The organism is Paramylibacter ulvae, assembly GCF_014652655.1.
GTDB lineage: Bacteria > Pseudomonadota > Alphaproteobacteria > Rhodobacterales > Rhodobacteraceae > Amylibacter > Amylibacter ulvae.
The window spans coordinates 602,623-627,993 of the sequence record NZ_BMZF01000001.1 but is presented as its reverse complement, the minus strand read 5'-3'; the positions used below and the strand labels follow the sequence as shown (position 1 = coordinate 627,993).

Annotated in this window: 27 protein-coding genes; 12 read left to right on the top strand and 15 right to left on the bottom strand. The window is 49.2% G+C overall.

Going from position 1 to position 25,371, the window contains the following annotated elements; all coding sequences use genetic code 11:
- Positions 1-3: 3 nt before the first annotated feature.
- From IE094_RS03090 to IE094_RS03070, 5 genes are all read right to left on the bottom strand, one after another.
- Positions 4-723 (bottom strand): GntR family transcriptional regulator, encoded by a 720-nt coding sequence (locus IE094_RS03090; RefSeq protein ID WP_229801989.1) that lies wholly within the window; start codon positions 721-723, stop codon positions 4-6.
- 286 nt (positions 724-1,009) lie between these two features.
- Positions 1,010-1,210: a CsbD family protein gene (locus tag IE094_RS03085; RefSeq protein WP_189639086.1), complete on the bottom strand. Its 201-nt coding sequence runs from the start codon at positions 1,208-1,210 to the stop codon at positions 1,010-1,012.
- A 69-nt stretch (positions 1,211-1,279) separates the two neighbouring features.
- The gene (locus IE094_RS03080; RefSeq protein WP_189639085.1) at positions 1,280-2,998 is read right to left on the bottom strand and encodes a sensor histidine kinase; all 1,719 of its coding nucleotides are present in this window, start codon (positions 2,996-2,998) and stop codon (positions 1,280-1,282) included.
- Entirely contained in the window at positions 2,995-3,552 is a 558-nt protein-coding gene (locus IE094_RS03075) for an RNA polymerase sigma factor (RefSeq protein WP_189639084.1), read from the bottom strand. Before IE094_RS03075 ends, IE094_RS03080 begins: the two co-directional genes overlap by 4 nt.
- Entirely contained in the window at positions 3,549-3,683 is a 135-nt protein-coding gene (locus IE094_RS03070; RefSeq protein WP_189639083.1) for a NepR family anti-sigma factor, read from the bottom strand. The genes IE094_RS03075 and IE094_RS03070 overlap by 4 nt, the downstream gene beginning before the upstream one ends.
- 106 nt (positions 3,684-3,789) lie before the next feature.
- Here IE094_RS03070 and IE094_RS03065 point away from each other — a divergent pair, with 106 nt between their 5' ends.
- The gene (locus IE094_RS03065) at positions 3,790-4,602 is read left to right on the top strand and encodes a response regulator (protein WP_189639082.1); all 813 of its coding nucleotides are present in this window, start codon (positions 3,790-3,792) and stop codon (positions 4,600-4,602) included.
- A 1-nt stretch (position 4,603) separates the two neighbouring features.
- On the opposite strand, the gene IE094_RS03060 is transcribed toward IE094_RS03065, so the two are convergent.
- Both IE094_RS03060 and IE094_RS03055 read right to left on the bottom strand, forming a co-directional pair.
- Entirely contained in the window at positions 4,604-5,101 is a 498-nt protein-coding gene (locus IE094_RS03060; RefSeq protein WP_189639081.1) for a Dps family protein, read from the bottom strand.
- 38 nt (positions 5,102-5,139) lie between these two features.
- Positions 5,140-5,310, bottom strand: coding sequence for a DUF1328 domain-containing protein (locus tag IE094_RS03055; RefSeq protein WP_189639080.1), 171 nt, complete (start codon positions 5,308-5,310; stop codon positions 5,140-5,142).
- A 157-nt stretch (positions 5,311-5,467) separates the two neighbouring features.
- On the opposite strand from IE094_RS03055, the gene IE094_RS03050 reads away from it, so the two are divergent.
- The 3 genes from IE094_RS03050 to IE094_RS03040 all read left to right on the top strand — a co-directional run bounded on the left by IE094_RS03050 (position 5,468) and on the right by IE094_RS03040 (position 7,094).
- Positions 5,468-5,764 carry an ElaB/YgaM/YqjD family protein gene (locus tag IE094_RS03050; RefSeq protein WP_189639079.1) on the top strand — a complete coding sequence of 99 codons (297 nt, stop codon included), beginning with the start codon at positions 5,468-5,470 and terminating at the stop codon, positions 5,762-5,764.
- A gap of 10 nt (positions 5,765-5,774) precedes the next feature.
- Positions 5,775-6,137, top strand: a complete 363-nt coding sequence (locus tag IE094_RS03045; RefSeq protein ID WP_189639078.1) for a phage holin family protein — start codon at positions 5,775-5,777, stop codon at positions 6,135-6,137.
- A 321-nt stretch (positions 6,138-6,458) separates the two neighbouring features.
- Positions 6,459-7,094 (top strand): hypothetical protein, encoded by a 636-nt coding sequence (locus IE094_RS03040; RefSeq protein ID WP_189639077.1) that lies wholly within the window; start codon positions 6,459-6,461, stop codon positions 7,092-7,094.
- A 120-nt stretch (positions 7,095-7,214) separates the two neighbouring features.
- On the opposite strand, the gene IE094_RS03035 is transcribed toward IE094_RS03040, so the two are convergent.
- The 6 genes from IE094_RS03035 to IE094_RS03010 form a co-directional block, all read right to left on the bottom strand.
- Positions 7,215-8,225, bottom strand: coding sequence for a Gfo/Idh/MocA family protein (locus IE094_RS03035; protein ID WP_229802055.1), 1,011 nt, complete (start codon positions 8,223-8,225; stop codon positions 7,215-7,217).
- Positions 8,225-9,262, bottom strand: coding sequence for a Gfo/Idh/MocA family protein (locus IE094_RS03030; protein ID WP_189639075.1), 1,038 nt, complete (start codon positions 9,260-9,262; stop codon positions 8,225-8,227). The genes IE094_RS03035 and IE094_RS03030 overlap by 1 nt, the downstream gene beginning before the upstream one ends.
- A gap of 10 nt (positions 9,263-9,272) precedes the next feature.
- The gene (locus IE094_RS03025) at positions 9,273-11,123 is read right to left on the bottom strand and encodes a TRAP transporter large permease (protein WP_229801987.1); all 1,851 of its coding nucleotides are present in this window, start codon (positions 11,121-11,123) and stop codon (positions 9,273-9,275) included.
- Positions 11,124-11,186: 63 nt separating this feature from the next.
- Positions 11,187-12,209 (bottom strand): TRAP transporter substrate-binding protein, encoded by a 1,023-nt coding sequence (locus IE094_RS03020; protein ID WP_189639073.1) that lies wholly within the window; start codon positions 12,207-12,209, stop codon positions 11,187-11,189.
- Between the two features lie 86 nt (positions 12,210-12,295).
- Entirely contained in the window at positions 12,296-13,696 is a 1,401-nt protein-coding gene (gene uxaC / locus IE094_RS03015) for a glucuronate isomerase (protein WP_189639432.1), read from the bottom strand.
- The gene (locus IE094_RS03010; RefSeq protein WP_189639072.1) at positions 13,696-14,409 is read right to left on the bottom strand and encodes a GntR family transcriptional regulator; all 714 of its coding nucleotides are present in this window, start codon (positions 14,407-14,409) and stop codon (positions 13,696-13,698) included. Before IE094_RS03010 ends, uxaC (IE094_RS03015) begins: the two co-directional genes overlap by 1 nt.
- 115 nt (positions 14,410-14,524) lie before the next feature.
- Between IE094_RS03010 and uxuA the strand changes: the two genes are divergently transcribed.
- Positions 14,525-15,739, top strand: a complete 1,215-nt coding sequence (uxuA, locus tag IE094_RS03005) for a mannonate dehydratase (RefSeq protein ID WP_189639071.1) — start codon at positions 14,525-14,527, stop codon at positions 15,737-15,739.
- A 127-nt stretch (positions 15,740-15,866) separates the two neighbouring features.
- On the opposite strand, the gene IE094_RS03000 is transcribed toward uxuA, so the two are convergent.
- Positions 15,867-16,676, bottom strand: a complete 810-nt coding sequence (locus tag IE094_RS03000) for a GntR family transcriptional regulator (protein WP_229801985.1) — start codon at positions 16,674-16,676, stop codon at positions 15,867-15,869.
- A 73-nt stretch (positions 16,677-16,749) separates the two neighbouring features.
- Between IE094_RS03000 and uxaC (IE094_RS02995) the strand changes: the two genes are divergently transcribed.
- From uxaC (IE094_RS02995) to IE094_RS02980, 4 genes are read left to right on the top strand one after another with little or no spacing between them, the layout of a single operon-like run.
- Positions 16,750-18,153, top strand: a complete 1,404-nt coding sequence (gene uxaC, locus IE094_RS02995) for a glucuronate isomerase (RefSeq protein ID WP_189639070.1) — start codon at positions 16,750-16,752, stop codon at positions 18,151-18,153.
- A 34-nt stretch (positions 18,154-18,187) separates the two neighbouring features.
- Positions 18,188-19,012: a 5-dehydro-4-deoxy-D-glucuronate isomerase gene (gene kduI, locus IE094_RS02990; protein WP_189639069.1), complete on the top strand. Its 825-nt coding sequence runs from the start codon at positions 18,188-18,190 to the stop codon at positions 19,010-19,012.
- Positions 19,009-19,752 (top strand): 2-dehydro-3-deoxy-D-gluconate 5-dehydrogenase KduD, encoded by a 744-nt coding sequence (gene kduD / locus IE094_RS02985; RefSeq protein WP_189639068.1) that lies wholly within the window; start codon positions 19,009-19,011, stop codon positions 19,750-19,752. The genes kduI and kduD overlap by 4 nt, the downstream gene beginning before the upstream one ends.
- Positions 19,742-21,172 (top strand): mannitol dehydrogenase family protein, encoded by a 1,431-nt coding sequence (locus IE094_RS02980; protein WP_373295849.1) that lies wholly within the window; start codon positions 19,742-19,744, stop codon positions 21,170-21,172. Before kduD ends, IE094_RS02980 begins: the two co-directional genes overlap by 11 nt.
- A 278-nt stretch (positions 21,173-21,450) precedes the next feature.
- Here the strand turns inward: IE094_RS02980 and IE094_RS02975 are convergent, their stop codons facing one another.
- Entirely contained in the window at positions 21,451-21,972 is a 522-nt protein-coding gene (locus IE094_RS02975) for a peroxiredoxin family protein (RefSeq protein ID WP_229801984.1), read from the bottom strand.
- A gap of 382 nt (positions 21,973-22,354) precedes the next feature.
- Here IE094_RS02975 and IE094_RS02970 point away from each other — a divergent pair, with 382 nt between their 5' ends.
- The 3 genes from IE094_RS02970 (at position 22,355) to IE094_RS02960 (ending at position 25,165) form a co-directional block, all read left to right on the top strand.
- Positions 22,355-23,287 carry a TRAP transporter substrate-binding protein gene (locus tag IE094_RS02970; RefSeq protein ID WP_189639430.1) on the top strand — a complete coding sequence of 311 codons (933 nt, stop codon included), beginning with the start codon at positions 22,355-22,357 and terminating at the stop codon, positions 23,285-23,287.
- A gap of 67 nt (positions 23,288-23,354) precedes the next feature.
- Positions 23,355-23,885: a TRAP transporter small permease gene (locus tag IE094_RS02965; protein ID WP_229801979.1), complete on the top strand. Its 531-nt coding sequence runs from the start codon at positions 23,355-23,357 to the stop codon at positions 23,883-23,885.
- Positions 23,885-25,165, top strand: a complete 1,281-nt coding sequence (locus tag IE094_RS02960; RefSeq protein WP_189639065.1) for a TRAP transporter large permease — start codon at positions 23,885-23,887, stop codon at positions 25,163-25,165. The genes IE094_RS02965 and IE094_RS02960 overlap by 1 nt, the downstream gene beginning before the upstream one ends.
- Positions 25,166-25,371 lie beyond the last annotated feature (206 nt).

Genomic DNA, 25,371 nt, shown 5'->3' with positions numbered 1-25,371 from the left:
CAGTCAGTTTGGCTTGGATTGATTGGCAAGGGTTGCGTTGCGCTCTGCAAGTGCCAGTTTAATGTTATCAACTGCGTTGTTCATGTGTTGACGCAGCGCATCTGATGCGCCCTGTGCGTCGCGTGCCATCAATGCATCAACAATACGCTGGTGCATATTTTGTTGATTATGTTGGCGCGATCGTGTTTTCGCAGAAACAAAACGTGCGCGCCACAAACGCGCGTTGAATTGGCGGTGCGCTTCTGTCAGGGATGGATTGCCCGCGGCCTCTACTATTTTGCAATGAAACGTCATGTCCAAGGTGAATAATTCAACGGGGGCAAGCGTGTCTTTTTGTGTTTGCATCTGGGTGTTGAGCGTCTGTATTTCCGCAAGCATTTCATCGCTGGCATTGGCACAGGCCTGTTCGCCTGCCAGGCCCTCCAATGCGCCAATCACGGACAGGTCGGCAGCCAGTTCATCAATGGTCGGGTCGGCCACATAAAACGTGCGCCGCGCGCCTTGGTGAACAACTAATCCTTCGGAGACCAAAATACGCAACGCATCGCGCAGCGGTGTGCGGCTGATGCCCAATGCATCGGCAAGCTCGGTTTCAGGTAACTGTTCGCCTGCGGGATATTTTTCCGTAAGGATCATATCGCGCAACTTATCCGCCGCTTCTTCGCCCAAACTGGGACGGCGTGATAGTTCGTCATTTTTATTGAACAGTTCTTTTACCTTCACGATCAATCCTTTTGTGCTTTGTTGTGAATAACTTAACTTTTGAAATTTGTCTTGAAAATATGATCGTTACGGCCCCAACGGGATTGCTGATACCAATCCGATAGGGGCCGTAGCGTTATTATGCTTGGACCAGCTCTGGATGCAAGAGGTCTGGTGCACGGGAACGCTCACAACGCTGAGCCGATTTTGTTGGTGGGATGGTCCCAAACAAATATCGCCAGCGATCGAAACTGGCGAATAAGCGAGGGGCGCGCATTTGCACGCCCCTGGTGTTTTTTCAACGGCATTAGCTGACTTGGTCCAGCCAACTATCAACTTCTTTTTCCGCTTCTGACTTTGCCTTGCCATAGCGTTCTTGAACCAAGCCAACGAGCTTGTCGCGTTTGCCTGATGCTTGATCAAGCTCATCATCGGTCAGCTCGCCCCATTGTTCTTTGGCGTTACCTTTAAGTTGTTTCCATTTACCTTCGATTTGGTCCCAATTCATAATGGTCTCCTTTGTTGCTGTGTAATGATTCAACGCATCAAACCAGAAAGAGTTCCAAAAAAATATGGATCAAGTATCTGCCTGAAAGGCTTGTTTTTTAAATGAAATTGCCAGCGCATACTTATCGCCGTTATCTGTTATGGATGATTGCGCCTCTAGCTGTGAAACAAAGGCTGAGATCAGCTGTGTACCAAGTCCGGTGCCTTCTTCGGTTGTGGTGGTGTTGGGCTGTGCGGGGACGGAATTGGCGATGATAAGTTGAATATTTTCACCATCATCTGCAACGTCCAGTGTGATTGATAACCACATGTTTTGATCATTCGTTGGCGTACCGATGTATTTCAGCGCATTTGTGACAGCCTCTGCCGACAACAATGAAAATGGCACAGCTTGATCGGGATAGAGCGATACTTCGTCAAGGTTCATCGTCAGATCAATCGTGGCATCGGCCGTTTCACCTAGAACATATAGTTTATCGACAATTTCGCGCAGCAACGCATCTGCGCGAACTTTGCTTAACGATGGGGTTTCGTATAGTTTTCCATGTACCATAGCCAAGCCCATCACGCGATCTTGGATACGTTTTAACGCCTGTTTGCCTTCTTGGCTGTGCAACTTTCGCATCTGCAAATTTATGATTGATACGATCAATTGCAGATTATTTTTGACGCGGTGGTGAACCTCTTTCAACAATACATTTTTTTCGTGAATTCGGTTTTCGTTTTCCGCTTCTTCATGGGTGATTTGTTCGGCCATATCGGCGAATGTTTCTTCTATTTCACGAATTTCAGATGGTGCGGGAATCTCCGGTGTTGTTGGAAATTCGCGTTCACCTTCGGCAAAACGCTGCATCTTTTGGCGTAAATCATCAACATGGCGAATGACCAGCCGATGCACGGCCAAAAATGCGACACAGATACTAACTAAAACCATTAAAAGTGGGAAAACCAGCGCAAGGCGGCGTATGCGTTCTGAGCGTAGTGTAATGCGGTCATTTGGCCAAATGGCCATCGAATAAACCGCATCAGACATCAACGGTGCGACGGTATAAATAAAGTCATCGCCAAATTGCGAGCGATCCGCAAAGACTTGTGCATCGGTTCCAAACAGGTCTTTGAATGTTTGGTTTGCGGGTAGGCGCGGTGCAATTTCCATTGGCGATGTGTTTGCTGTTAAAATTTGCCCGCTGTCATTAAAGGTTAGCAAAAAATCGGGCTTTTTCTGATCTTGAGGCAGGTTTTTAAAGGCATAGATATCTGGTAAGAGCGACAGGGATAAGTATCCGATCAATTGATCGTCGGAAAAAATTGGCGTTTCAACTGACAGATCAGATGAATGGGATTGGTCCGACGGTACAGACCAATAAACGCGTTCTTTTGGATCGTCGATCATGTCTTGCACACGCGAAATTGGTATGCTGTTTTCGGTATCGAGCGCAGAAGTACAGGTAACCGCACCGTTCAAATTTATGAACCTTGCGCGTGAAACCACGCCGCGTTGATCCACCAATGTTGACATGATTTTGGCGCAGGCAAGGGGATTATCCAACAGCGCAACCACCGCAGTACCAAGCGTCTTTGCCATACCAAATGCATTTTGCACCGCTTGGCTTTGTTCGCGCGCATCATTGATGGTTTGATTGATCAACGCAGTTTCGGCGGTTGCGACGGTGATTTGCGTTACTTTGTTGGTTTGCCAGACCGCAATTAACCCAACAGGGGTGAGCGCGATTAACAATAACACAGCGATTTTTACGCCAAGGTTTTGGGGCAAATTGCGCAGGTTCACGCGATGAAACCTTTGGCTGCGTTCAATACAGCCATGGATGCATTATCGGTTAACTCTAGGCTTTCATCGTCATCAAGTTCCATTAACTCTGCGAGGTGTTCTCGCCCACGGTTTACACGGCTTTTGATTGTGCCTACGGCACAGCCACAGGTTTGGGCGGCCTCGGCATAAGAAAAACCAGATGCACCAACCAAAATCAATGCTTCGCGTTGTTCATCCTTTAATTGTTTAAACGCTACCCAGAAATCTTTGAGTGCAAGTCGCCCATCGTGATCGGGTTTTTGCGCCAGCTTTGATGTGTGGATGCCATCAATATCGGCCACTTCGTGTTTGGCTTTGCGCCGATCCGAATAAAATGTGTTGCGCAGGATCGTAAATAACCACGCGCGCAGGTTTGTGCCCACCTCGAAAGTGTCAATTTTTGTCCATGCTTTGACGATAGTGTCTTGGACCAGATCATCGGCCGCAGAGGAATTTCGCGTCAAGCTCATGGCAAAGCCGCGAAGAGCGGGCAGATGCTCCACCAGCTGATCTCTTGGATCTTGATGGGTCATTTTGATTGCTCTTGTTTTTTCAACTGCTCAAGAAGTTCCTTGAAACGGTCGGGCAATTCTTCTTCCACCTTGTCTTGATAAACACGGCGCAAATTTTCATCGATCTGTTTTTTGATATTCTTTTTTGTCATTTGCTTAAAAGGGTCATAAGGTTTCCAAGATTTATTTTACTTTATTCGGAACCCAACGCATGTACCAAGCGTTTGGTTCCCGAAAATAATAAAAAAGGTGAAAACCATGTCGGAAAACAATGATACAAACGATTTTGCAGCCTCGATTGCGGATAATTTACCTTATTTGCGCCGCTATGCACGTGCGCTAACGGGAAACCAGCAAACGGGCGACCGGTTCGCAGAGGCAACATTAGAGGCCATTATTGCCGATGCAGAGGCTGCAGCGCGATACGCAAATCCAAAGGTCGCATTATTTGGTGCGTTTCACAGTATCTGGTCATCCACCGGCGCCCCTGTGTCAAACACAGATACCGCGCTGGAAGCGCGCGCGCATGAACATATGCAGGATTTAACCACAAACACCCGCGAAGCAATCTTGTTACATGTGATCGAAGGATTTTCATTCACTAACATCGGATTGATCATGGGTGTCAGCGCAAAAGAAGCAGAAGAAAATGTTTCTATTGCCCTGTCTGAAATGGCGAATAGTTTTAGCGGAAAAATCATGATTATCGAAGATGAAGCAATCATCGCGATGGATTTGCAAGGGATTATATCGCAAATGGGTCATGCAAACACGGGTGTTGCGCGCACACATACCGCAGCGGTCGAACTGAGCAAGAAAGAACGCCCCAATTTAATCCTGGCAGACATTCAGCTTGCGGATAATTCATCTGGTATCGAAGCGGTGAGCGAAATTTTAGGTGCACTTGGCGATATTCCTGTCATTTTCATCACGGCATTTCCAGAGCGTTTGTTAACAGGCGAACGCCGCGAACCGGCGTTTTTGATCGCCAAGCCGTACACAGAAGAGCAAGTCAGCTTGGCGATTAGTCAGGCGATGTTTTTTGCATCGACTGAAACGTTAAGCGCATAAATTATTGGGATGCTGTCGCGCGCAGCATCCACGCCGCTTGTTCGTGGAAACGTGACCGCCCCACGGCCATGTCTTCGGTGACGATATCATTGTTATCACCTGCGATTTTCGCCAGCGTGTGCATGCGCGTGGATACCAGAATATGATCATCGGCAAGTTGGCTTACCATTTCACCAGCGGTGGGCGATTTTTCAGGTTCCGTCAAACACGATTCTTTAATCATTTTTGTCAGATTGATCGGCGCGAGTTGACCAAGCGCGCGCAAGCGTTCCGCCAATTCATCTATCGCACCAAACAGATCTTCGTAATGCTCTTCGGTCAGTTTATGGATCGGGAAAAATAACGGCCCTTCCACATTCCAGTGATATGCCTGCGATTTGAACATCAAATGATAGGTGTCCGACAATGCATCTTGTAACGCGCTCGCAATATCGGTGGTGTTTTTGACATCTGTTTCAATGTCCGTTTGATGTGGTACAACGTTAAGTGGTTTTGTCATGATTTGTCTCCTTTTATTGAATGTTTAATGCGTGATCGTTAGGGTGCTTTGCCCTGCATAAGACGCATGAATACAACGACAAGAAACAGGATGATAAAGATCACAAAGAGTAGCTGTGCAATACCTGCAGACGCACTTGCAATCCCGCCAAAACCAAAGAATGCGGCGACAATTGCAATAAGAAAAAAGACGACGGCCCAATATAACATTTTATATCCTTTCAAAGTGTAAGCGCGTTTTGCGCAATCTGTAAGAACAACGCTTGATCACCATCATGGTTCCAAAAATTCTTTAAATTTTTTTTGGAACCTTTTTTGATCGATGAGCGTTGACCTTGCATGAACGAACAAAAAATGGAGACTTAAAATGGCTACTGCTAACGCTAAAAAAACCACGACCGAAGATCTTGCTAAACAGATTGAAACGTTAAAGGGCGACTTGGTCGATTTGACGGAAATGATGGGTAAAGTTGGCAAAAACAAAGGCCAACAAATTGCGCAATCCGCACGCGAAACTGGCGAGGCGCAATTGGCCAAGGTTCAGCATGGTGCAGAACGCGCAGTTCACAAGGCCGATGATTTTGTGAATGAAAAACCTGCAATGGCGCTTGGTATTGCCGCTGGTATTGGTTTTTTGGTCGGCATGACCGCGAGCCGTCGATAAGGATGATCAGATGTTGAACGGCATCAAACAATCCGCACAGCGCGCTGCCAAGAAAAGCGCGCTGACGGCACTTGCGATCATTGCAGTGCTTGTCGGCTTTGGATTTTTTACGGCGGCGGCCTGGACGGGGCTGGCGCTGGCCTATGATCCTATGATGGCATCACTGATTATTGGCGCTGCTTTCATCGGTGTCGCAGTAATCTTTACGATTTTTTCGCTGACGATGGGGCATCACACGGTCGAACAATCATCGCATCACGATCAAATGAATTTCACACAATCCGCGTCGTCGTCTGAAAACAGCAACCTATCAAAGCTGATAGAGGCGTTTGTTTTTGGCATGAACACGGGCATGAAATCGGATCAAAAATAGGCGAACACCCGTTTTATTAACGGCTCTGTCAGCAGCCAAAACGCGCTGATGCGTGTTGGCTGGTGGGCGAAGTGAACCTAATCCAGCGTTCCAATTTTATAGATATTTTTTGGAACCAAATGCAAGTTTAAGCATTTAATTACATATGGCTACCGCGCATTGTTCATGTCGAACGGTTCGGGCGGCGCCAATCAAAAGGAGAAATATAATGCACGGTATTATTTATCTTGTCGGTCTTGTTGTTGTTGTTATGGCGATCCTGTCATTCCTTGGCATTGGATAATTGACGCATCTTTTTCAATTTTCTGAAAGGAATAGATTATGACAAATACACCACCAAATATCATTCACGCCAACGGCGGCGATACCAGTTATGTGGATTGGTCATCAATCCTATCTGGCGCGGTCGTTGCTGCGGCGATTTTTTACGTATTTTCAACCTTTGGCGCGGCCTTGGGATTATCACTTGTTTCACCCTACACAGGGTCAGGTTCCGTGGTTGCCGCCATTGTGGCGACCGGCTCATGGATGCTCTGGTCTACGATTTCGAGCTTTGCCACAGGTGGTTATATCGCGGGACGTATGCGTCGACGCATTGATCCGATCAATTCGGACGAAGTGGATATTCGTGATGGCATTCATGGGCTAACCGTCTGGGCGGTTGCGGTTTTGTTGGGCGCGGTTGCAATTTCATCAACGGCCGGCCCTGCAATTGACGCAGCACCAAGCATTGCAAACGCAGTCATCATCCCAGGTGATCAAACAGGAACAGTTGCCGAGAACGGCGACATTTCCAAACAAGCCTTGGAAAATGTGCGGATATATTCCGTGATCTCCGCCTTTGTGGTTGCGTCTGCTTTGCTGATTTCAGCAGCGTCGGCATATTGGGCCGCTGGCGTCGGTGGGCGCCACCGCGACGAGGGTACAACATTCGCGCGTTTTGGCCGTTGGATATAGGAAAGGAAAAATCATGAGAGTTTTATTTTTATGGTTACTGGGTGTTCCAGTTTGGATAATCCTACTGTTTATCTTTCTGGCATAATAATCGACAATTATTGGCCATAGTCTGTCGTTGGTTCAACGTTTGCAATCAGCGACAGATTGCGCCTCTATCGCAAGTTCACACACTCGAAACGTGCGTGATTGTGGGCAAGCGGTTTCTGTGCGGTTTCGAATATCGGCGAGCAGATTATCGAAATACGGAAGCGGGGCATCGCGACAATCGATATGCTTGCAGGTATCTTTGTTGACCAAAAACAGGTGGTTATCGCCAGTGCGCCCATCGACATCGACATATTTTCGCAATTCAATTGAACCTTCAGTTCCGGTCAAAAATAGCCGCCCATCGCCCCAGTTGGGCAATGCATCGGCAGTGTACCAATCGACACGAATATAACCCTGCGCGGTTTCAGATCGCAAAGAAAGCTCGCCAAAATCTTGAAACTTCGGATGATCTGGATTGGCAAAATTTCCGACATTTGCCATGGTGATTTCTGCGTCTTCGCTGTTGGTAAAATGCAAAAACTGTTCGATTTGATGGGACGCAATATCGGTTAAAATCCCACCATAGGTGGCGGAATCGAAAAACCAATCTGGTCGGCTTGGCGCGTTTAATCGATGCGGTCCCAGACCCGTTGTGTGAACAACACGTCCAATAGCACCATTTGATACCAGTTCTGTGGCACTGGTCACGGCGGGAACCTCGAAGCGTTCCGAAAAATTCACCGACCAAATCTGGCCTGTTTCAGCAACGGTTTTGCGCAAGCGTTCAACCTCTGCTTGGTTGATACAACCAGGTTTGTCGACCATCACATCTTTGCCAGCGGTCATCGCCTTTATTGCAAGATCTGCGCGCAGATCAGGGCGACATGCGATTAAAACCAACTGAATGCTTGGATCCTGTAAAATCGTATCAAGGTTATCAATGCGCGGCGCGTTGGGAAAACGTTTTTCATACCCTGTGGTGGGTTGTGGCTGACCATCAGTCCACCAACCCGCCAGTTCACCACCCGCATCAATGATACCCTGTGACATGCCATAGATATGGCGATGATCCATCCCAAGTGCTGCGAAACGTATTATATCCATCAAACCTGTGCCACCTTGGTTGTTGTACCATCTGCGCTGGATCGTATCATCGCATCGATCAATGCGTGAACGCGCAATGCTTCGCGGCCCGAAATACAAGGCGCGTGTTTGTCACGAATAGCGCTGGCAAAATCAGCGATCAAATCGCGATGCCAATCGCAGGGAAATGCCATCGGATCGGCGCCACCCCCTGTGCCCGACACATCGCCGATGTTCTCGGTTTTTCCATCGCGCCAAGTGACGGTTAACTGTCCGCCTTTTAATGATGCGGTTGCTTTGGTGCCATCAATTACCAGCCGCTCTTCTTCGCCGGGGTAGGTGGCGGTTGTGGCCACAACAGACCCGATGGCGTTATTTGCAAAACGGATGCCTGCGGTGGCGAAATCTTCGGTTTCCATATTATGGAGCTGGCTTGTCGCGGTGAATGCCTGCACTGTTTCTGCGGGGCCTGTCAGGCTAAGCATGAGGTCGAGCACATGAATCGCTTGTGATATTAAAACCCCGCCGCCATCGCGGGCAAGCGTACCGCGCCCAGGGACGTCATAGTAACTTTGATCGCGCCACCACGGGATTTCTGCGCGTACCAATGCAATATCGCCCAATGCGCCCTGATCGATCAGGGTGCGTAACCGCCGCGCACCGTCACGGAAACGATGCTGAAAAACAATGCCAAGCGTGATGTCGTGATTTTCACAGGCCGATACGATATCCTGTGCCCGATCAAGCGTGCGTTCGATCGGTTTTTCCATCAAGACATGTTTGCCAGCCTTGGCCATTTTTGTGACAATTTCTATGCGCTGGTTAGGTGGCGTTGCAATGATGACGCCATCGGTATTTGGATCATTTGCGATGTTATCAAGGCTTTCAAACACTGGAAATCCAAATGTTTTGCCAACTTCGACAGCTTTGGCATGGGTGCGGTTGAAAACGCCTGAAACATTCACGCGACCTTTGAGTTCTGCCAATGCCTCTAGATGGGGTTTTGTTGCCATGCCAAGACCAATGACGGCAAGGTTTGCAATGGGGGTGTCTTTCATCGGTAACTCCTTACGGGCCAAACCATTGTATTGGCAACAGCGTTATTTGAGGGATCATCGTCACCACCAGCAAGACGATGATTTGCGCGGCGATGAACGGTAGGATTGCACGAAATACCGCGCTTGATGGGGCGCCACCAACGCGCGCAGTGGTGAAAACCAGCACACCGAGCGGGGGTGTTAGCGCACCAATAACAAGGTTCATCACCATGATTATGCCAAACTGTAACGGATCAACACCCGCGGCAATCACAACGGGAACAAGGATAGGAACAAGGATCACCATCGCCGCGATCATTTCAATGAACAGCCCGACAAAGATCAAAAACAGATTGATCAATAACAGCAAGTAAATCTTGTGACCTGTTAGTGCCGCAAGCCATTGCGCAATTTTTTGGGGTGTTTGTTCAAACGTTAATATCCACGCAAATGGAGATGCAGCGGCGATGATGACGGCGACGGCGACGGTGTCTTCGACCGCTTCACGAAAGGCTTCGGACAGGTTTTGCGCGGTCAATCCACGATAGATCAACGCACCACAGAACAAGGCAAAAACAAAGGCCATAGCACCTGCTTCGGTTGCGGTGAATATGCCGAAACGGACACCACCAACAATCATCACAGGCAAACAAAGTGCAGGTGTTGCCAGCAACAATGAACGCCAGCGTTCGGGCGCGGTTGATCGATCTTTGGTCCCGCCATATCCGCTTTTGACTGAAATGATCCAGGCGACGATGGACAAGGCAGTAGCGACAAGCAAGCCAGGTAAAATCGTGCCGACAAACAATGCGCCAACGGACACAGATGCAAGGGCGGCATAAATGATCAATCCCAATCCGGGTGGAATCATATTGGCAAGGGTCGATGACGCAGCCGTTAACGCACAGCTGAACGCGCGCCCATAGCCGTGTTTTTCCATTTCTGGAACCAATAACTTGGCCGTGGCGGATGCATCCGCCGTGGATGATCCCGAAACACCCGCAAGCATCACATTGGTGACGATATTTGCCTGTGCGAGCCCGCCTCTGAAATGGCCAACCAGATGATAGGCCAAATTTACAATGCGCACCGTGATACCACCCGCATTCATTACCGCGGCCGCGAGGATAAAGAATGGAATGGCAAGCAATGTGAATGAATTCAACGCACCCGACATATTTTGCGTGATCGTCACCAACATCAATGGTGGCAATGGGGTCAGACCCGCAAACGAACCAACGACAAGCGCGTAAACGATGGGGACTTCGGCAAAGATTAGTAACATGGTGACGATCATCAAGATTGTTGTACTACTTGCACCAGCAAATATAACGCCGCCTGCTTCGCGCAAGGCATAATAACCGATCAGCCCCAGAACCAAGGTGGCAAGCCCGCTCCACCAGCCGAAACCACGGATGGGTGCGCTCAAAAACACCAAGGCGATGGCGCTGCCAACGGGGACGGCCATAAACAGATATTTCAGTGGAACGCGCAGGGCAGGTAACACCTGTAACGTGCGGTTCATAAAATCAATGCCGTGAATAACGAGAATTATACAGGCAATGACGGTGATCACCTTTGTGAAAACCGTATGTATTGATTGGTGTTTTGGTGAAAGTTTAGGAACAAATAACGATATGGCGATATGTCTGTCGCGAAATGTCAGTAACGCCATCCCCAAAAAGACAGCCCAGACAAAACAGAATTGTGCGGCCTCTTCTGGCCAAGGGAGTGATGCGTTTAAAACATAGCGACAAAACACCTGTAAGACGACAACACTGGTGGCGCAAAGCATTAGCACAACCGCAATGGTTTCCAATGCTTTTTCCAGACCGCGATACGGCAACGCCGGTGCGTTCACCGTATTTGATATATTTTCCAAAACCTTCTCCTCGTTGTCGCCTGCCTTGCGCATTATTGTGCAAGGCAGGCGAAACAAAACCTACTAGCCAAGCGCGCGGATCTTTGCGATCATCTCTGCGGTTTCTGGGCTGGTTGCCCCGAATTCATCAAAAAGACTTGCGGATTTTTCTTCCCATTTGGCTTTCTCTTCCGCGGGGAACGGGCTTACGGTACAACCCGCGGCCTTAAGGTCTTCGAGCGCTTGATCTGCACCGGCGCGATTGATTGCGCGCTGTTCACCAAATGCTTCTTTTGCAGATGTGCGACACAGCTCTTGCAGATCATCAGGCAGGCTATCCAACCACGCCGCATTCATGCGGATCGCTTTGGGCAAGAACCAGTGGTATGTTGGCAAAACATATTTCGCTTGTTCATGCCATTTAAAGCCAAGCACAGAGAAATAATCTGAATCAAGCCCATCAATAACACCTGTGGACAAGGCAGAGTATTGCTCTGAATAGGGCAGCGGAGTTGGGTTCGCGCCAAGTTTTTTCCAAAAATCAACCCATATGCGCACTTCTGGAACGCGCAGTTTAACACCCTGCAAACTTGCCAGGTCCGTAACTGGCGTTTTCGTCAACAAATGGCGAAAACCAACTTCGCCATAAGCGATAAATTCAACGCCGGTTTTTTCACGCGCGATTTGACTGATTTCTTCACCAATGTCGCCTTGTAAAACAGCGTCAACATGGGCCTCGTTTTTGTATATAAAACCAGGTGCACCAGCGGTTGCCGCGATTTCGGGTGCGATTGCCTCTTCGCTATCGGGGCCCGCGGCGGTGACTTGGATTGTGCCAATGCGGCTCATTTCAAGAAGTTGGGCTAATCCGCCAAGCTGGCTTGCGGGGAAATGCTGTGCATCGATGCGCCCATCGCTGCGTTCATTCAGCATTGCGGTCCATTTATCGAACGCATTGGTAAATGGTGATCCGATTGCTTCGGAGTGGGCTATTTTACAAACGAATTTTTCTTGTGCCCAAGCTGTGCGCATCAGGGCAGGTGTGGCCAATGCCGCGGCCCCAAGTTGTAAAACGCTCCGCCGTTTAAAATTGTTATTCAAAGTCATGTCTCTCTCCCATGGTTTTCCCTGAAAATTGGCATTATGCCGTGCAGGGATTGTTTTGATCAGGGCAGAACCCGATCATTGAAATGTCATAATTTATACGCCTTCTTTGCCAGTCCATGCGCGAGCAACGCGGCAATGTCATAGGCTTCTGTTTCGTCTAATCGATGTGTTACGATCATCTCTGCCAACCAACCGCTATCAACGCGGCGTGCAACATCGTGACGGGCAGGGATCGAACACAGCGCGCGCGTGTCATCGTTAAAACCAACTGTGTTAAAAACACCTGCGGTTTCCATCGCCATTTCGCGAAAACGGCGCATGCCTTCAAAACTGTCATGAAACCACCATGGCGGGCCAAGCCGCAGACACGGCCAAACACCCGCAAGTGGTGCAAGTTCACGCGCATATGTTGTTTCATCCAAGGTAAACAAAATCAGCGTTAATCGCGGGTCCATTCCCACCGCATCAAGCAATGGGCGCAATGCGACGGGAAAGCTGACGGGAATAGGGATGTCAAAACCACGATCAGGGCCATAATCACGATAAACCTGCGATGAATGCCCGCGAAATGCGCCTGAATGAAGCTGCATCACCAACCCATCTTCAAGCGACATACGCGCCATTTCGGTGAGCATTTGCGCACGGAACAATTCCGCATCGCCATTGGTCATTTTACCGCCGCGAACACGATTAAATAATGCGCGCGCATCAGCAATGGATAAATCGGCGGTCATTGGAGTAGGGTGCCCGTGATCGGTCGCGGTTGCGCCCAATGCGCGAAACGCCAAACGGCGCGAACGATGCGCATCCAGATAACCATCCCAAGTGGTTGTGTCACATCCGGTTATTTCACCTAGCCGATCAAGATTGGCGTTAAAATCCTGTGCGTCGGGGTCGATAATTGCATCGGGGCGATACGTTGGCACAACACGCCCATTCCAATCGCTTTCACGCGCGGCGATATGCCATGACAGATCATCCAATGCACTGTCGGTGGTTGCAATTGCTTCGATCCCGAAACGATCAAACAGGGCACGTGGGCGCGTGTCCGGGTGGGGGAGACGTTCTGCAATCGCATCATAAATGTCATTGGCGGTTTTGGGTGCGAGGCGTTCATTCACATTGAACAATCGGGAAAACGCATCATCAAGCCATATCCGCGACGGCGTGCCTGCAAACAAATGATAATGCTCTGCAAATGTTTGCCAGATTTTGCGCGGATCAGTTTCGCAATCTGTGCCAATCCCCAGTGATTCAAAGCTAACACCTTGGCTAATCAACATGCGTGTGACGTAATGATCTGGGGTCACGAACAGTGCGGCAGGGTCAGAAAATGCAGGGTTTTCACCCCACCAACGCGGATCGGTGTGACCGTGGGGCGAAATGATTGGCAGGTCTTGCACCGCGTAAAATAAATCCCGTGCCAATGCGCGGGTGGCGTGATCGGCGGGAAACAATCGATCTGGATGCAACAACCCGTTTTCCATCATGCTCTCCCGGAAACGAAATGCGAGGGTTTTGATGCCGCAACTGTGTGCAAGTCTTCTAATATTCGACGCAAATGAATGCGCATGTTTTGTTCGGCGACACTTGCATCCCCAGATTTTATCGCATCCACAATTTGACGATGCTGTGCCAACAGGATTTCGCGCGGAAATTGACGCGCGCTGAGATGTCTTACGCGATCCATCTGGGTCTTAAGTGGTTGTAAAAAATCCCAACTTGCATCTTGGCCAGCGCATTCCGCCAGTTTGCGGTGAAATGCTTCGTCTTGGACCATAAACGGGTGGGGATCTGTGATGTTAATTGCATTGCTTTGAAGGGTGAGGATGGCGTCAAGCTCTTGCAGCATGGTGTTATTTGCGCGCTCTACAACTGCGTTTACGATATCGGCTTCGACGGCTTCGCGCACGAATTGCGCGGCCAAGACAGATGCGATGTCGATTGGGCTGACAAAGCTTCCGCGTTGCGGGCGAACGTCGATCAATGCGGCTTCGGACAGTTTAATGAATGCCTCGCGCACGGGTTGGCGGCTGGTGCCATATGCGCTGGCAATGTCCACCTCTGACAGACGTGTGCCAGGTTCCAATTCGCCGCGAATGATCCGGTCGCGCAGACGTAAAAACAACTGTGGCCCGACAGGTCGGGTTTCATCAAGCGGCTCGCCCGATTTGGTTTTGTTGTCTAGGGTCTGTGGCATGTTTCCTCCCGGAATTATCTTGCAAGATAACTACCATACTAGTCAACAATAAAAATCCGTGCTATCGTAATCCAAGATTTGTAATGATAACCTTAGGTGATTGGGTGGAGAACATATGAAGCAAACATGGCGCTGGTTTGGCCCCGTAGATCGGACATCGGTTGATGATATGTTGCAGGCGGGTGTTGAAGGGGTCGTTTCGGCCTTGCATCATATCCCGTCGGGGCATGTTTGGTCTGTGGATGAAATTTCCAAGCGCCAACGCGAAGTTGCGATCAGACCAAATGGTGCGCCGTCCAATTTGGCGTGGGATGTGGTTGAAAGTTTACCCGTGTCAGAGGACATAAAACGCCAATCGGGTGATTGGCGAAATCACCTCGCGGCGTGGAAACAATCGCTTCACAATTTGCATGCTTGTGGGATCAAAGTTGTTTGTTACAATTTTATGCCCGTTCTGGATTGGACCCGAACAGACCTTGGGTTTATGTTGCCAAACGGTGCGACATGTATGCGTTATGAATTACCAGTGTTTGCGGCATTCGATATTCATATTCTGGAACGCGATGACGCGACAGATGATTATCCATCCGAAATTGTCGCTGCTGCCAAATCCATTTTCGCATCAATGAATGATGCTGACAAAGCAGCGCTGACGCGTAATGTTGTTTTTGGGCTGCCAGGGGCGGCGGAAAACTTCTCGCTTGCCGATTTACGCGTCCATCTTGCCGCTTACGCTGAATTGGGCGAGGATCGTTTGCGCGCAAATCTGATTGATTTCCTGTCAGAGGTTGCACCGATCGCACAAAAATTGGGGATGCGTTTATGTTGCCATCCCGATGATCCACCCGTGCCGTTGCTTGGCTTGCCGCGTATTATGTCAACCGAACAAGATTATGCACATGTTTTGGGTGCGGTCGATTTAATGGCCAATGGTGTGACCCTGTGTTCGGGTTCTCTTGGGGCGCGGCCCGATAATGATTTGCCTGCGATGATGGATCGTTTGGGTGATCGCGTGCATTTCTTGCATTTGCGAAATGTGAAACGCGAAAGCAATGATATTCAAGGAAGCTTTTACGAAGCAGCACATTTGGAAGGGGACACAGATATGGTTGCATTGATCGCAGCCGTATTGAAGCAAGAGCAACGACGACGTGCCGCTGGCAGAGATGATATATCCATCCCGTTTCGCCCCGATCACGGACAAAATATATTGGATGATATCGGGCGAAATGCGCAACCGGGGTATCCATCAATTGGACGATTAAAGGGGCTCGCGGAATTGCGCGGTATTGTGACGGCGCTGTCCCATCCAGATGTGCAAGGTCGGTGATAGCAGATCGACGATTGGCAAAATATACCAATCACCTGGCAAATTTATTGATGCGCTAGGCATCATACAATTTATGGGCGCGGGCGCCTCGCAGCGTTGGATCGAAAACCAACGGCGGTATTTGCGGTTATATTGCGTTATCCGTAAACCAGTTGTGGTTTCCTGATTTTATTTCCTTAATCAAGATGAAAATCCGATTGAGATGTTTGGAAATCGCTTGTGATGCAGCATCTTCGTTCTGCGCTTCAATCGCGTCGATCATTTGGATATGTTCATCCAGCGCAAGCCGCTGAGATGTTTGATCAAGAGACAACATTCGGATGCGATCCATATGTGCCTTGTTATCGCGAATAATATCCCACACATATCCAACCCCTGCGACGATGCAAATCTCTTGATGGAATTTGTCGTCCAGCGCATGAAACAAAACACGATTATTGGATTCTACCGCCTCTCTTTGCGCGTTTATCAATGATCTCAGCGATTTGATATTTTCGCTCGTCACCGTGTTACAAGCGGTTTGACATGTTTGAATTTCAAGCGCGATACGGATGAAACGCGCGCGTAACACCGCACTTTCAGAAATAAGGCTCACCTTTGTGCCGCTTTGCGGGCGGATGTCCAAAAAACCCAGCTTTGACAACCGTTTGAATGCCTCTCGCACGGGTTGGCGCGACACGCCCATTTTGGTCGCGACTTCGGTTTCAGAAATTTTTGTATTTGGCGGAAGTTCCAAAGTTAAAATCCGTTTTTGCAATTCGTCAAAAACCTGATCCGCCACCGTGGGTATGGGGGATTGTTGAATCGGTGACAGGGGCAATACCTTGTCTGATTGTTTGGTGCGTCCACCCATATTTTTGCGCCCTCTGATCGCCACGTTTACCATTCCAATCATACAGCCCACGTCAAATTTCGCAACTGGGATATTAGTTGACATGATACCATGCTAAAACTAGGTTATCAGTTTGAGGCGCTGAAATTACTTTTGGCTGAGTGCCAATGGGGGATCAATGTTATTAGACGAAAATCGGTTGTTTCCAACAGACCCCAAGGTGCGCGATTTGGCACGCACCCTGTACGAAGGGGTGCGCGATTTGCCGATCATCAGCCCACATGGCCATACCGACCCACGTTGGTTTGCAGAAAATCAACCGTTTGATGATCCTGCACAATTGCTGGTGACACCCGATCATTACATTTTTCGCATGTTACATTCCCAAGGCATTCCATTGGATGCACTGGGTGTGCCCCGCGCAGATGGGCGCGCCGTGGAACAAGATCCACGTAAAATATGGCAAGTTTTCGCAGATAACTATCACCTGTTTCGCGCCACGCCATCACGCATTTGGGTTGATCACGTTCTACAAGAGGTATTCGGTGTTGATCAGCCGCTGTCAGCGTATACGGCCACCGCGATTTACGATCATATCGATGATTGTTTATCCAAAGATGGATTTCGTCCGCGTGCATTATTTGAACAGTTCAACATCGAGGCAATCTCGACCACCGAAAGCGCCATTGATGATCTTAAGTGGCACCACATGATCCGCGAGAGCGGGTGGGGTGGCAAGGTTGTCACCGCATATCGCCCTGATGCTGTGATCGATCCAGAATTTGATGGGTTTGCAGAAAACGTGCAAAAAATGGGTGAAATGGCGGATGAGGATGCCACCACTTGGCAGGGATATCTGGCCGCACATCGTAATCGCCGCGCATTCTTCAAATCATACGGCGCCACGTCATCGGATCACGGCCATCCAACCGCACGCACCGAAGATTTTGCGCCAGACGTTGCTGCCAACCTGTTTGACAAAGCGCTGCGCGGCGATTGCACCGCAGCAGAGGCCGACGCATTTCGAGGGCACATGTTAACTGAAATGGCGCGGATGAGCTTGGATGACGGGTTGGTGTTGCAAATCCATCCTGGATCATCACGCAATCATTCTAAGGACATTTTTAGATTGTTTGGTCGCGACAAAGGGTACGATATTCCATCGCGCACCGATTATGTGACGGCGTTGAAACCCCTGTTAAATGCCGTTGGTGGTGAACCGAACCTGACTATTATTTTATTCACGCTTGATGAATCCACATATGCGCGTGAATTGGCACCCCTTGCGGGTGTTTATCCCGCGCTAAAACTTGGCCCGCCGTGGTGGTTTCATGACAGTTACGAAGGCATGATGCGATTTCGTGAAATGGCCACGGAAACAGCGGGTTTTTATAACACGGTCGGGTTTAACGACGACACGCGCGCATTTTGTTCCATTCCTGCACGCCACGATGTGGCGCGCCGTGTTGATAGTTCATTTCTGGCCACCCTGATCGCCACTGGTCGGTTGAATGAGAACGAAGCGCACGAAGTTTCATATGATTTAGCCTATCGACTGGCGAAACAGGCCTATCGCCTTTGATCTATAAATTCACTCAATAACAGAGAGACGTATTATGCTAAAAACTCAAGTTCGACATGCCATTGATCCCGTATCCGCAAAATCATTGGATACCGATCAATTGCGCAAACATTTCCATGTGGGGGGATTGTTTCAGGATAACGAGATTAATTTGGTGTATAGCCATTATGATCGCCTGATCCTTGGCTCTGCTGTGCCCAATGGCAAAACGCTCACGCTTGATGCCTGTGCGCCCACGGGAACGCCATCCATTCTTGATCGTCGTGAAATGGGTATATTGAATATCGGCGCCACGGGAAACGTTCGTGTGGCGGATACCGATTACACCATCAATAATGGCGAAGTTTTGTATATCGGTATGGGTGCTGGGGCGATTGAATTTAGCGGCGACGGTCGGTTTTATATCCTGTCCGCGCCTGCGCATCAAACCTATCCCACACGGATGATTAAACCCGCCGATGCGCGGCGTGTTGAAATGGGTGCACGTGAAACGGCAAATGAACGTGTGATCATTCAGTTTTTGCACCCTGATGTGTGCCAAACATGTCAACTTTCGATGGGGTACACGCAATTTGTGCAAGGGTCTGTTTGGAACACGATGCCCGCGCATTTGCATGATCGACGGATGGAGGCGTATTTGTATTTCGAACTTCCTGATGATCAACGCGTGTTTCATTTCATGGGCGAACCATCCCAAACCAGACATATCGTTATGGCGAACGAAGAGGCGGTGATTTCACCCCCATGGTCAATCCATTCAGGGGCAGGGACAGCGGCATACACATTTTGCTGGGCGATGGCGGGCGACAATGCCGATTTCACAGATATGGATATGGTCGCGATGGAGGAATTGAAGTGAGCAATCCCTTTTCTTTGGACGGGAAAACTGCATTGGTAACGGGTGCTAATACGGGCATCGGCCAAGCCATCGCAATTGGATTGGCGCAGGTAGGTGCATCCGTGATCTGTGTTGGGCGACGTGAGTGCAGCGATACGGTTGATCAGATTAACCGTGCGGGTGGCCGCGCAACATCTGTGTTGGCCGATTTTGCCGATCCGATGGCGGGACAAGATTTATTCAACGACGAAAATGTTGATATCTTGGTCAATAACGCTGGCATCATTCGGCGCAATGACGCGATTGAATTTACTGAATCCGATTGGGATGATGTGATGGATGTGAACCTAAAGGCGCTATTCTTTACAACCCAATCATTTGCCAAGGCTGTATTTGCGCGTGATGGGCAGGGCGCGGTGGTAAACATCGCATCGCTTTTGTCATTCCAAGGTGGCATTCGTGTGCCATCCTATACCGCATCAAAACATGGGGTTGCGGGGCTTACGAAATTATTGGCCAATGAATGGGCGAGTAAGGGGATAAATATCAATGCCGTCGCGCCGGGTTATATCGAAACCAACAACACCAAAGATTTGCAAAATGATCCTGTGCGCAACGCTGCCATATTGGATCGCATTCCGGCTGGGCGTTGGGGGCACGCATCCGATATTGCGGGGGCTGCAACGTATTTATGCACCCCAGCGGCGCGTTATGTCCACGGTGCAATTTTAAACGTAGATGGAGGCTGGCTTGCCCGTTGATAGTTTGAAACCATCGGGCGCACCGCGCCCAAACACAGGAATTGTGCATTTGGGCTTAGGCGCGTTTTTTCGCGCATTTGGCTGTGTATACATCGCCGATGCCATGGCTGCCTCTGGCGGTGATTGGGGGGTGGTTGGCGTTTCATTGCGCAGTGCGGACACCGCCGATGTACTACGCCCACAAGGATGGGCATATACATCCGTGAGCCTTGGCGCAGATGGCGAACAACCCCGCGTGATAGAGGTGTTGAATGATGTCCTGGTTGCACCTGAAAATCCAGCGGCGGTTCTGGCGCATATGTCAGATCCAAATGTTAAAATCGTATCTTTGACCGTTACCGAGAAAGGATATTGCCACAACCCAGCAACGGGGGCGTTGAATTTGGACAATGGCGATATTCAACATGATTTGGCACATGAAACGCCAAAATCGGCCATTGGTTATTTGGTGCGCGCATTGCAAATTCGCCGCGCGGCGGGTTCTGCGCCGTTTACGGTAATGACCTGTGATAACCTACCAGAAAATGGAAAATTGGTGCGCGGTTTGGTCTTGGAATTTGCGGAATTGATCGATCCTAAATTGGCATCTTGGATTGGTTCTAATTGCCGATTCCCATCCACAATGGTTGATCGCATTACGCCGGCCACCACCAAAGATGACATTGAACGCGTGGCCAAAATCACAGGCACATATGATGGTGCACCCGTAATGCACGAACCCTTTTCGCAATGGGCGATTGAGGATGATTTTGTGGCCAATCAGCGCCCCGATTTTGCCGCCGCAGGGGCGGAAATGGTGGCTGATGTTACCGCGCATGAACATATGAAACTACGCATGTTGAACGGTACACATTCGGCACTTGCATATACTGGGTATTTGGCTGGGCATGAAACGATTTCGGATACTGTTGGCGATCCAGTATTCGCCAAATTTGCGCGCCGGTTGTGGTCTGAAATCATCCCAAGCGTGATTGCACCTGATGGTGTTAACTTATACGATTATTCCGATGCTTTGTTCTCCCGATATGCAAATCCTGCAATCCGCCACAAAACATGGCAAATCGCCATGGACGGAAGCCAAAAGCTCCCCCAACGTATTTTGGGAACGATGCGTGAAAATTTGGATGCAGGACGTGATAATACCGGGTTATATCTCGCGGTTGCTGCATGGGTGCGATACGTGTCGGGAACAGATGAACAGGGCGGGGTGATCGACGTGCGTGATCCCTTGGCGGTGATGCTGTCCGATCTTTGCAATGCACAGTCAGAGCCCGCGGAAAAAGCGGCAGCACTGTTAGGTGTGACCGATATTTTTCCAACCGATCTGGCCGCTCAGATACGTGAACCAATTGGTGTTATGGCAAATCGCATATGGGATGTGGGCACGCGGCGCGCCATTCAAGAGATTTTGAATGACTGATCCGATTGTTTTGCATCCAAACGATGTTGTCGAGGTTCTGACAACGCACGGATCGTTTGTTTCGAAAAATGCCTGACGACATGGATTTGACAGCGGGCGATATCGTATCGCCCGCTGTCAATTTTGATCAAAATGGGCAAGTTTTTTTGCCATTTTAAGACCACGATATCGGGTCAACGCACCAAGTCAGTATCCCTTGGGTTTGGTGACAACGAATTTGTTCCATGGCAGATCGGCGCGGTGATGTAATCAGGGCCGTGCCTTGTTCAAATCAAACCCTAGACATCGCCACGTACAGGGCGATCATTGTCGATGGTAAAGATCATTCCATCCAAAAGTTCATCCAGATCGGGGCGTGCCGCAGGGCCATTGGAAATCGCGATAATTTGTGTGGTTCCATCTGGGCGAATACAAAACACACCTGGTTCCGAAAAACGACGATCCGTTTCTTGGCTTGATAATGGGTCGCTGACATAGACACCCATTTTGCGCATCTCTGCTTCTTGCAGATCGTATCCGATGTCAAAGGTCCAACCGAATTTTTCGATATCGTCGTTGACCTTTTCAATCGGGTCGGCGGAAATACATACAACATCAAATCCAGCGGCCTGCCAGTTGGCATAGGTTTGTTCAAGCTTGTTAAGATAGTTTTTACAACGCCCGCAATGTTTGCCCCGATACACAATCACCAGTGACCAGCGATCGCGCGCGCCACCGATTTGAATCTTTCCGCCACCGACCTTGTCGATTTCAAATGTAGGAAAGGGCGCGCCGCCAGCGAGTTTGTACGTTTGTGTCATGTGATTCATCCAGTGTTGGTTTATTTGTAAATATTTGTAATCTATCTTTTCGTGAATTGCAATGCATCGTGGATAGGGTTGGATGGTCTAATGTTCGCAACGCAAGTGATGTTTTCCGTGAACAGTTTTGCGATTCCAGCAGGGAACTGCTGTTTATGTGCGACGATAGTGAGGTTGTGTATCAAGCGGCTAGAAGATTTTGCAATGGAAACAAAGATTTGGCAGTGCGTTTCAGTGAGCATAGGTAAGGTGAAATAAAAACTTGTAAATATTTGTTAGTTCTGTAAGTTACCTTTTGTAAATATTACACTTGGAGGAGTAAAATATGAAACTTAGCAAAAACTTTGCATCATTGGCGCTGAAGGCGACATTTGTTGCGAGCATGGCATTGGCCGCAACGGGGGCACAGGCAAAGGATTGGCGTGGTTGGAATATCCACGTTGAGGATTATCCAGTGTCTCACGGCATGGAAGCGTTCATGGCGGAAGTAACCGAAAAAGCCGGTATTGGCGGCAAGGTATTCCACGCGGGCGTTTTGGGCTCACAGCCAGATGCGATCGAACAAGTCCGCTTGGGCATCATTGATTTTGGCGTATTTAGTCTTGGGCCGATGGGTCAGGCTGTACCAGCAACGAACGTTGTTTCACTGCCGTTTATCTTTAAAAGCGTTCCACAGATGTATGAACTGATGGACGGTGAGCCAGGCGCCGCGTTGAACGCAGCACTAGAGGAAAAAGGCATTGTAGCACTTGGTTATTACGATGCAGGTGCGCGTTCGTTCTATAACTCTATCAAGCCGATCAACACACCTGATGATGTTGCAGGCATGAAAGTGCGCGTGATGAACAACGATTTGTTCGTTGGCATGATCGAAGCAATGGGCGGCAACGCTACACCAATGGCATTTGCCGAAGTATATCAATCAATCAAAACGGGCGTTGTTGATGGCGCGGAAAATAACCCACCATCATATGAATCAACAAGCCATTTTGAAGTTGCGAAATACTATTCAATGTCAGAGCATTTGATCATCCCAGAATGTCTATGCATGAGCAAAAAGACATTTGATGCGCTAACACCAGAGCAACAAGATATTGTCAGAGCAGCGGGCAAAGCGTCCACCGATTTGCAACGCAAACTTTGGCAAGAACGCGAAGCGGCTTCTATGGAAACTGTGAAAGCAGGCGGCACAACCGTAAACAGCATCGAAGACAAATCCGCATTCCAAGCGGCAATGGTTCCTGTTTATGACGCCTATCTGGCTGCAAATCCAGAAATGACTGATTTGGTTAACTTGTTCCGCAACGCGGAATAATCCTCTCAAATCCTGTTCGCGCCTGTGCTCTCGTGGGCGCGAACACCTTATTCAAAGGAATTTTCAGGTGGATCAGAATTCTCGTTTCATAAAAAGCACTGAACGATTGATGGATCATCTTTGCACTTTGTGCATTTTGCTCGCCTCAATTGCCTTGGTTATCTTGATTGCCACCTTTGGTTGGCTTGTTTTTGGCCGCTACGTGTTGAATGCAACGCCGACGTGGGTTGAACAATTGGCGCTATTGTTGGTGTGTTACATCACATATCTTGGTGCGGCCGCCGGTATTCATCAGCAAACCCATTTGGGAGTTACGCTGTTTCGCGATGCATTGGGGCGCCGTCTTCAGACATATGTCAAAATATTTACCGATTTTGTTTTGGCTGGCTTTGGTTTGATCATGTTGGTTGCCAGCATCGAGCTGTTTAATTTTGGCTGGGACACGATGTTGCCCATGCTTGATATTCCAGAAAGTTTCCGCACCCTGTCTGCTGCGCTGTGTGGTGGGTTGGTGTTTGTTTTTGCAGGGCTTCGTACTGTGTTTCGGGTGATGTGCCTGTTCAGCGGCATCGATTACAATGAAAGGGAGGCGTTTTAATGGGCCTGACGATATTATTGGGCATTTTCTTTGCCTGTGTGGTTCTGGGCATGCCTGTTGCATTTGCAATGGGGATCGCCGCACTGACCGCCTTTTGGTACGAAGGTTTCCCGCTGTTGATCACATTTCAACGCTCCTTGTCTGGAATTTCGGTGTTTTCACTTCTTGCCATTCCATTCTTTGTGTTCGCGGGTGAATTGATGTTGCATGGCGGGATTGCCATGCGATTGGTGCGGTTCGCATCTGCCCTTGTTGGGCACGTTCGTGGGGGCTTGGCCTCTGTGAATATCTTTTCCAGCATGTTGTTTGGTGGTATTTCGGGATCTGCGGTTGCGGATATTTCGGCACTTGGTTCAATCTTGATCCCCGTGATGAAGGAACGCGGATATCGCGCTGATTATGCGGTGAACGTCACCGTTACATCATCCATTGCGGGTATCGTTATCCCACCTAGCCACAACATGATTATTTTCGCGGTGGCGGCTGGTGGCGGTATTTCGATATCGAAACTGTTCTTGGCCGGTGTGATCCCTGGTATGCTGATGTGTATCTGTTTGGCGGCTGCGGCGTATTTTATCGCTCTCAAACACAACTATCCTGCGGAACCGTTTCCCGGTTGGCGTGCAGTTGGCAAGGCATCAATCGAGGCGATCCCGGGCCTGATCACGGCTGTGATTATCGTGGGTGGCGTTTTATCTGGTGTGTTTACTGTGACGGAATCGGGTGCGTTTGGCGCGATCTATGCGCTTTGCCTGACGTATTTCGTATATCGCAGTTTGGACTGGAACGGATTTAAAACAGCGGTGGTTTCCGCAGTGCGTACTACCGCGATGGTGATGGTATTAATCGGCTTTGCCAGCTCGTTTGCATATCTGCTCGCACTTTACCAAGTGCCCGATAAGCTCAGCTCGTTTATGCTCGGCATTTCATCGGAAAAGGTCGCCGTGTTGTTGATGATCAACTTAATGCTGTTGGTGTTAGGGATGATCATGGATATGGCCGCGCTGATCCTGATTTGCACACCGATCTTTTTGCCAATCGTCAAGGATCTTGGCATGGATCCAATCCAGTTTGGCATCATGATGTTGGTCAATCTTGGTCTGGGGTTATGTACCCCACCAGTGGGCACTTGTTTGTTCGTTGGTTGTGCGGTTGGACGGATCAAGATCGAGGAAACGTTGAAATCAATCTGGCCATTCTATTTGGCGATTTTGGTGGCGTTGATCTTGGTAACATACGTTCCAGCGGTATCGCTGTTCCTGCCATCCTTGTTCGACTGATAGCGCGATGGGCGCGATGTGAATAGTTGCGCCCATTCCATTGATAAATAACAGCTTTGTACCAGTATCATTTTGTTTGATGCGGTGTGGGGCAGGCGAAAAAACAAGAAGAATTAGAAAAGTCGTCAAGTTGATTTGTTCATCACTTACAGCTTTGACGCAACTTAGTATCGATAAAGAAAGCCAAATTCGGCGATCAAATAACC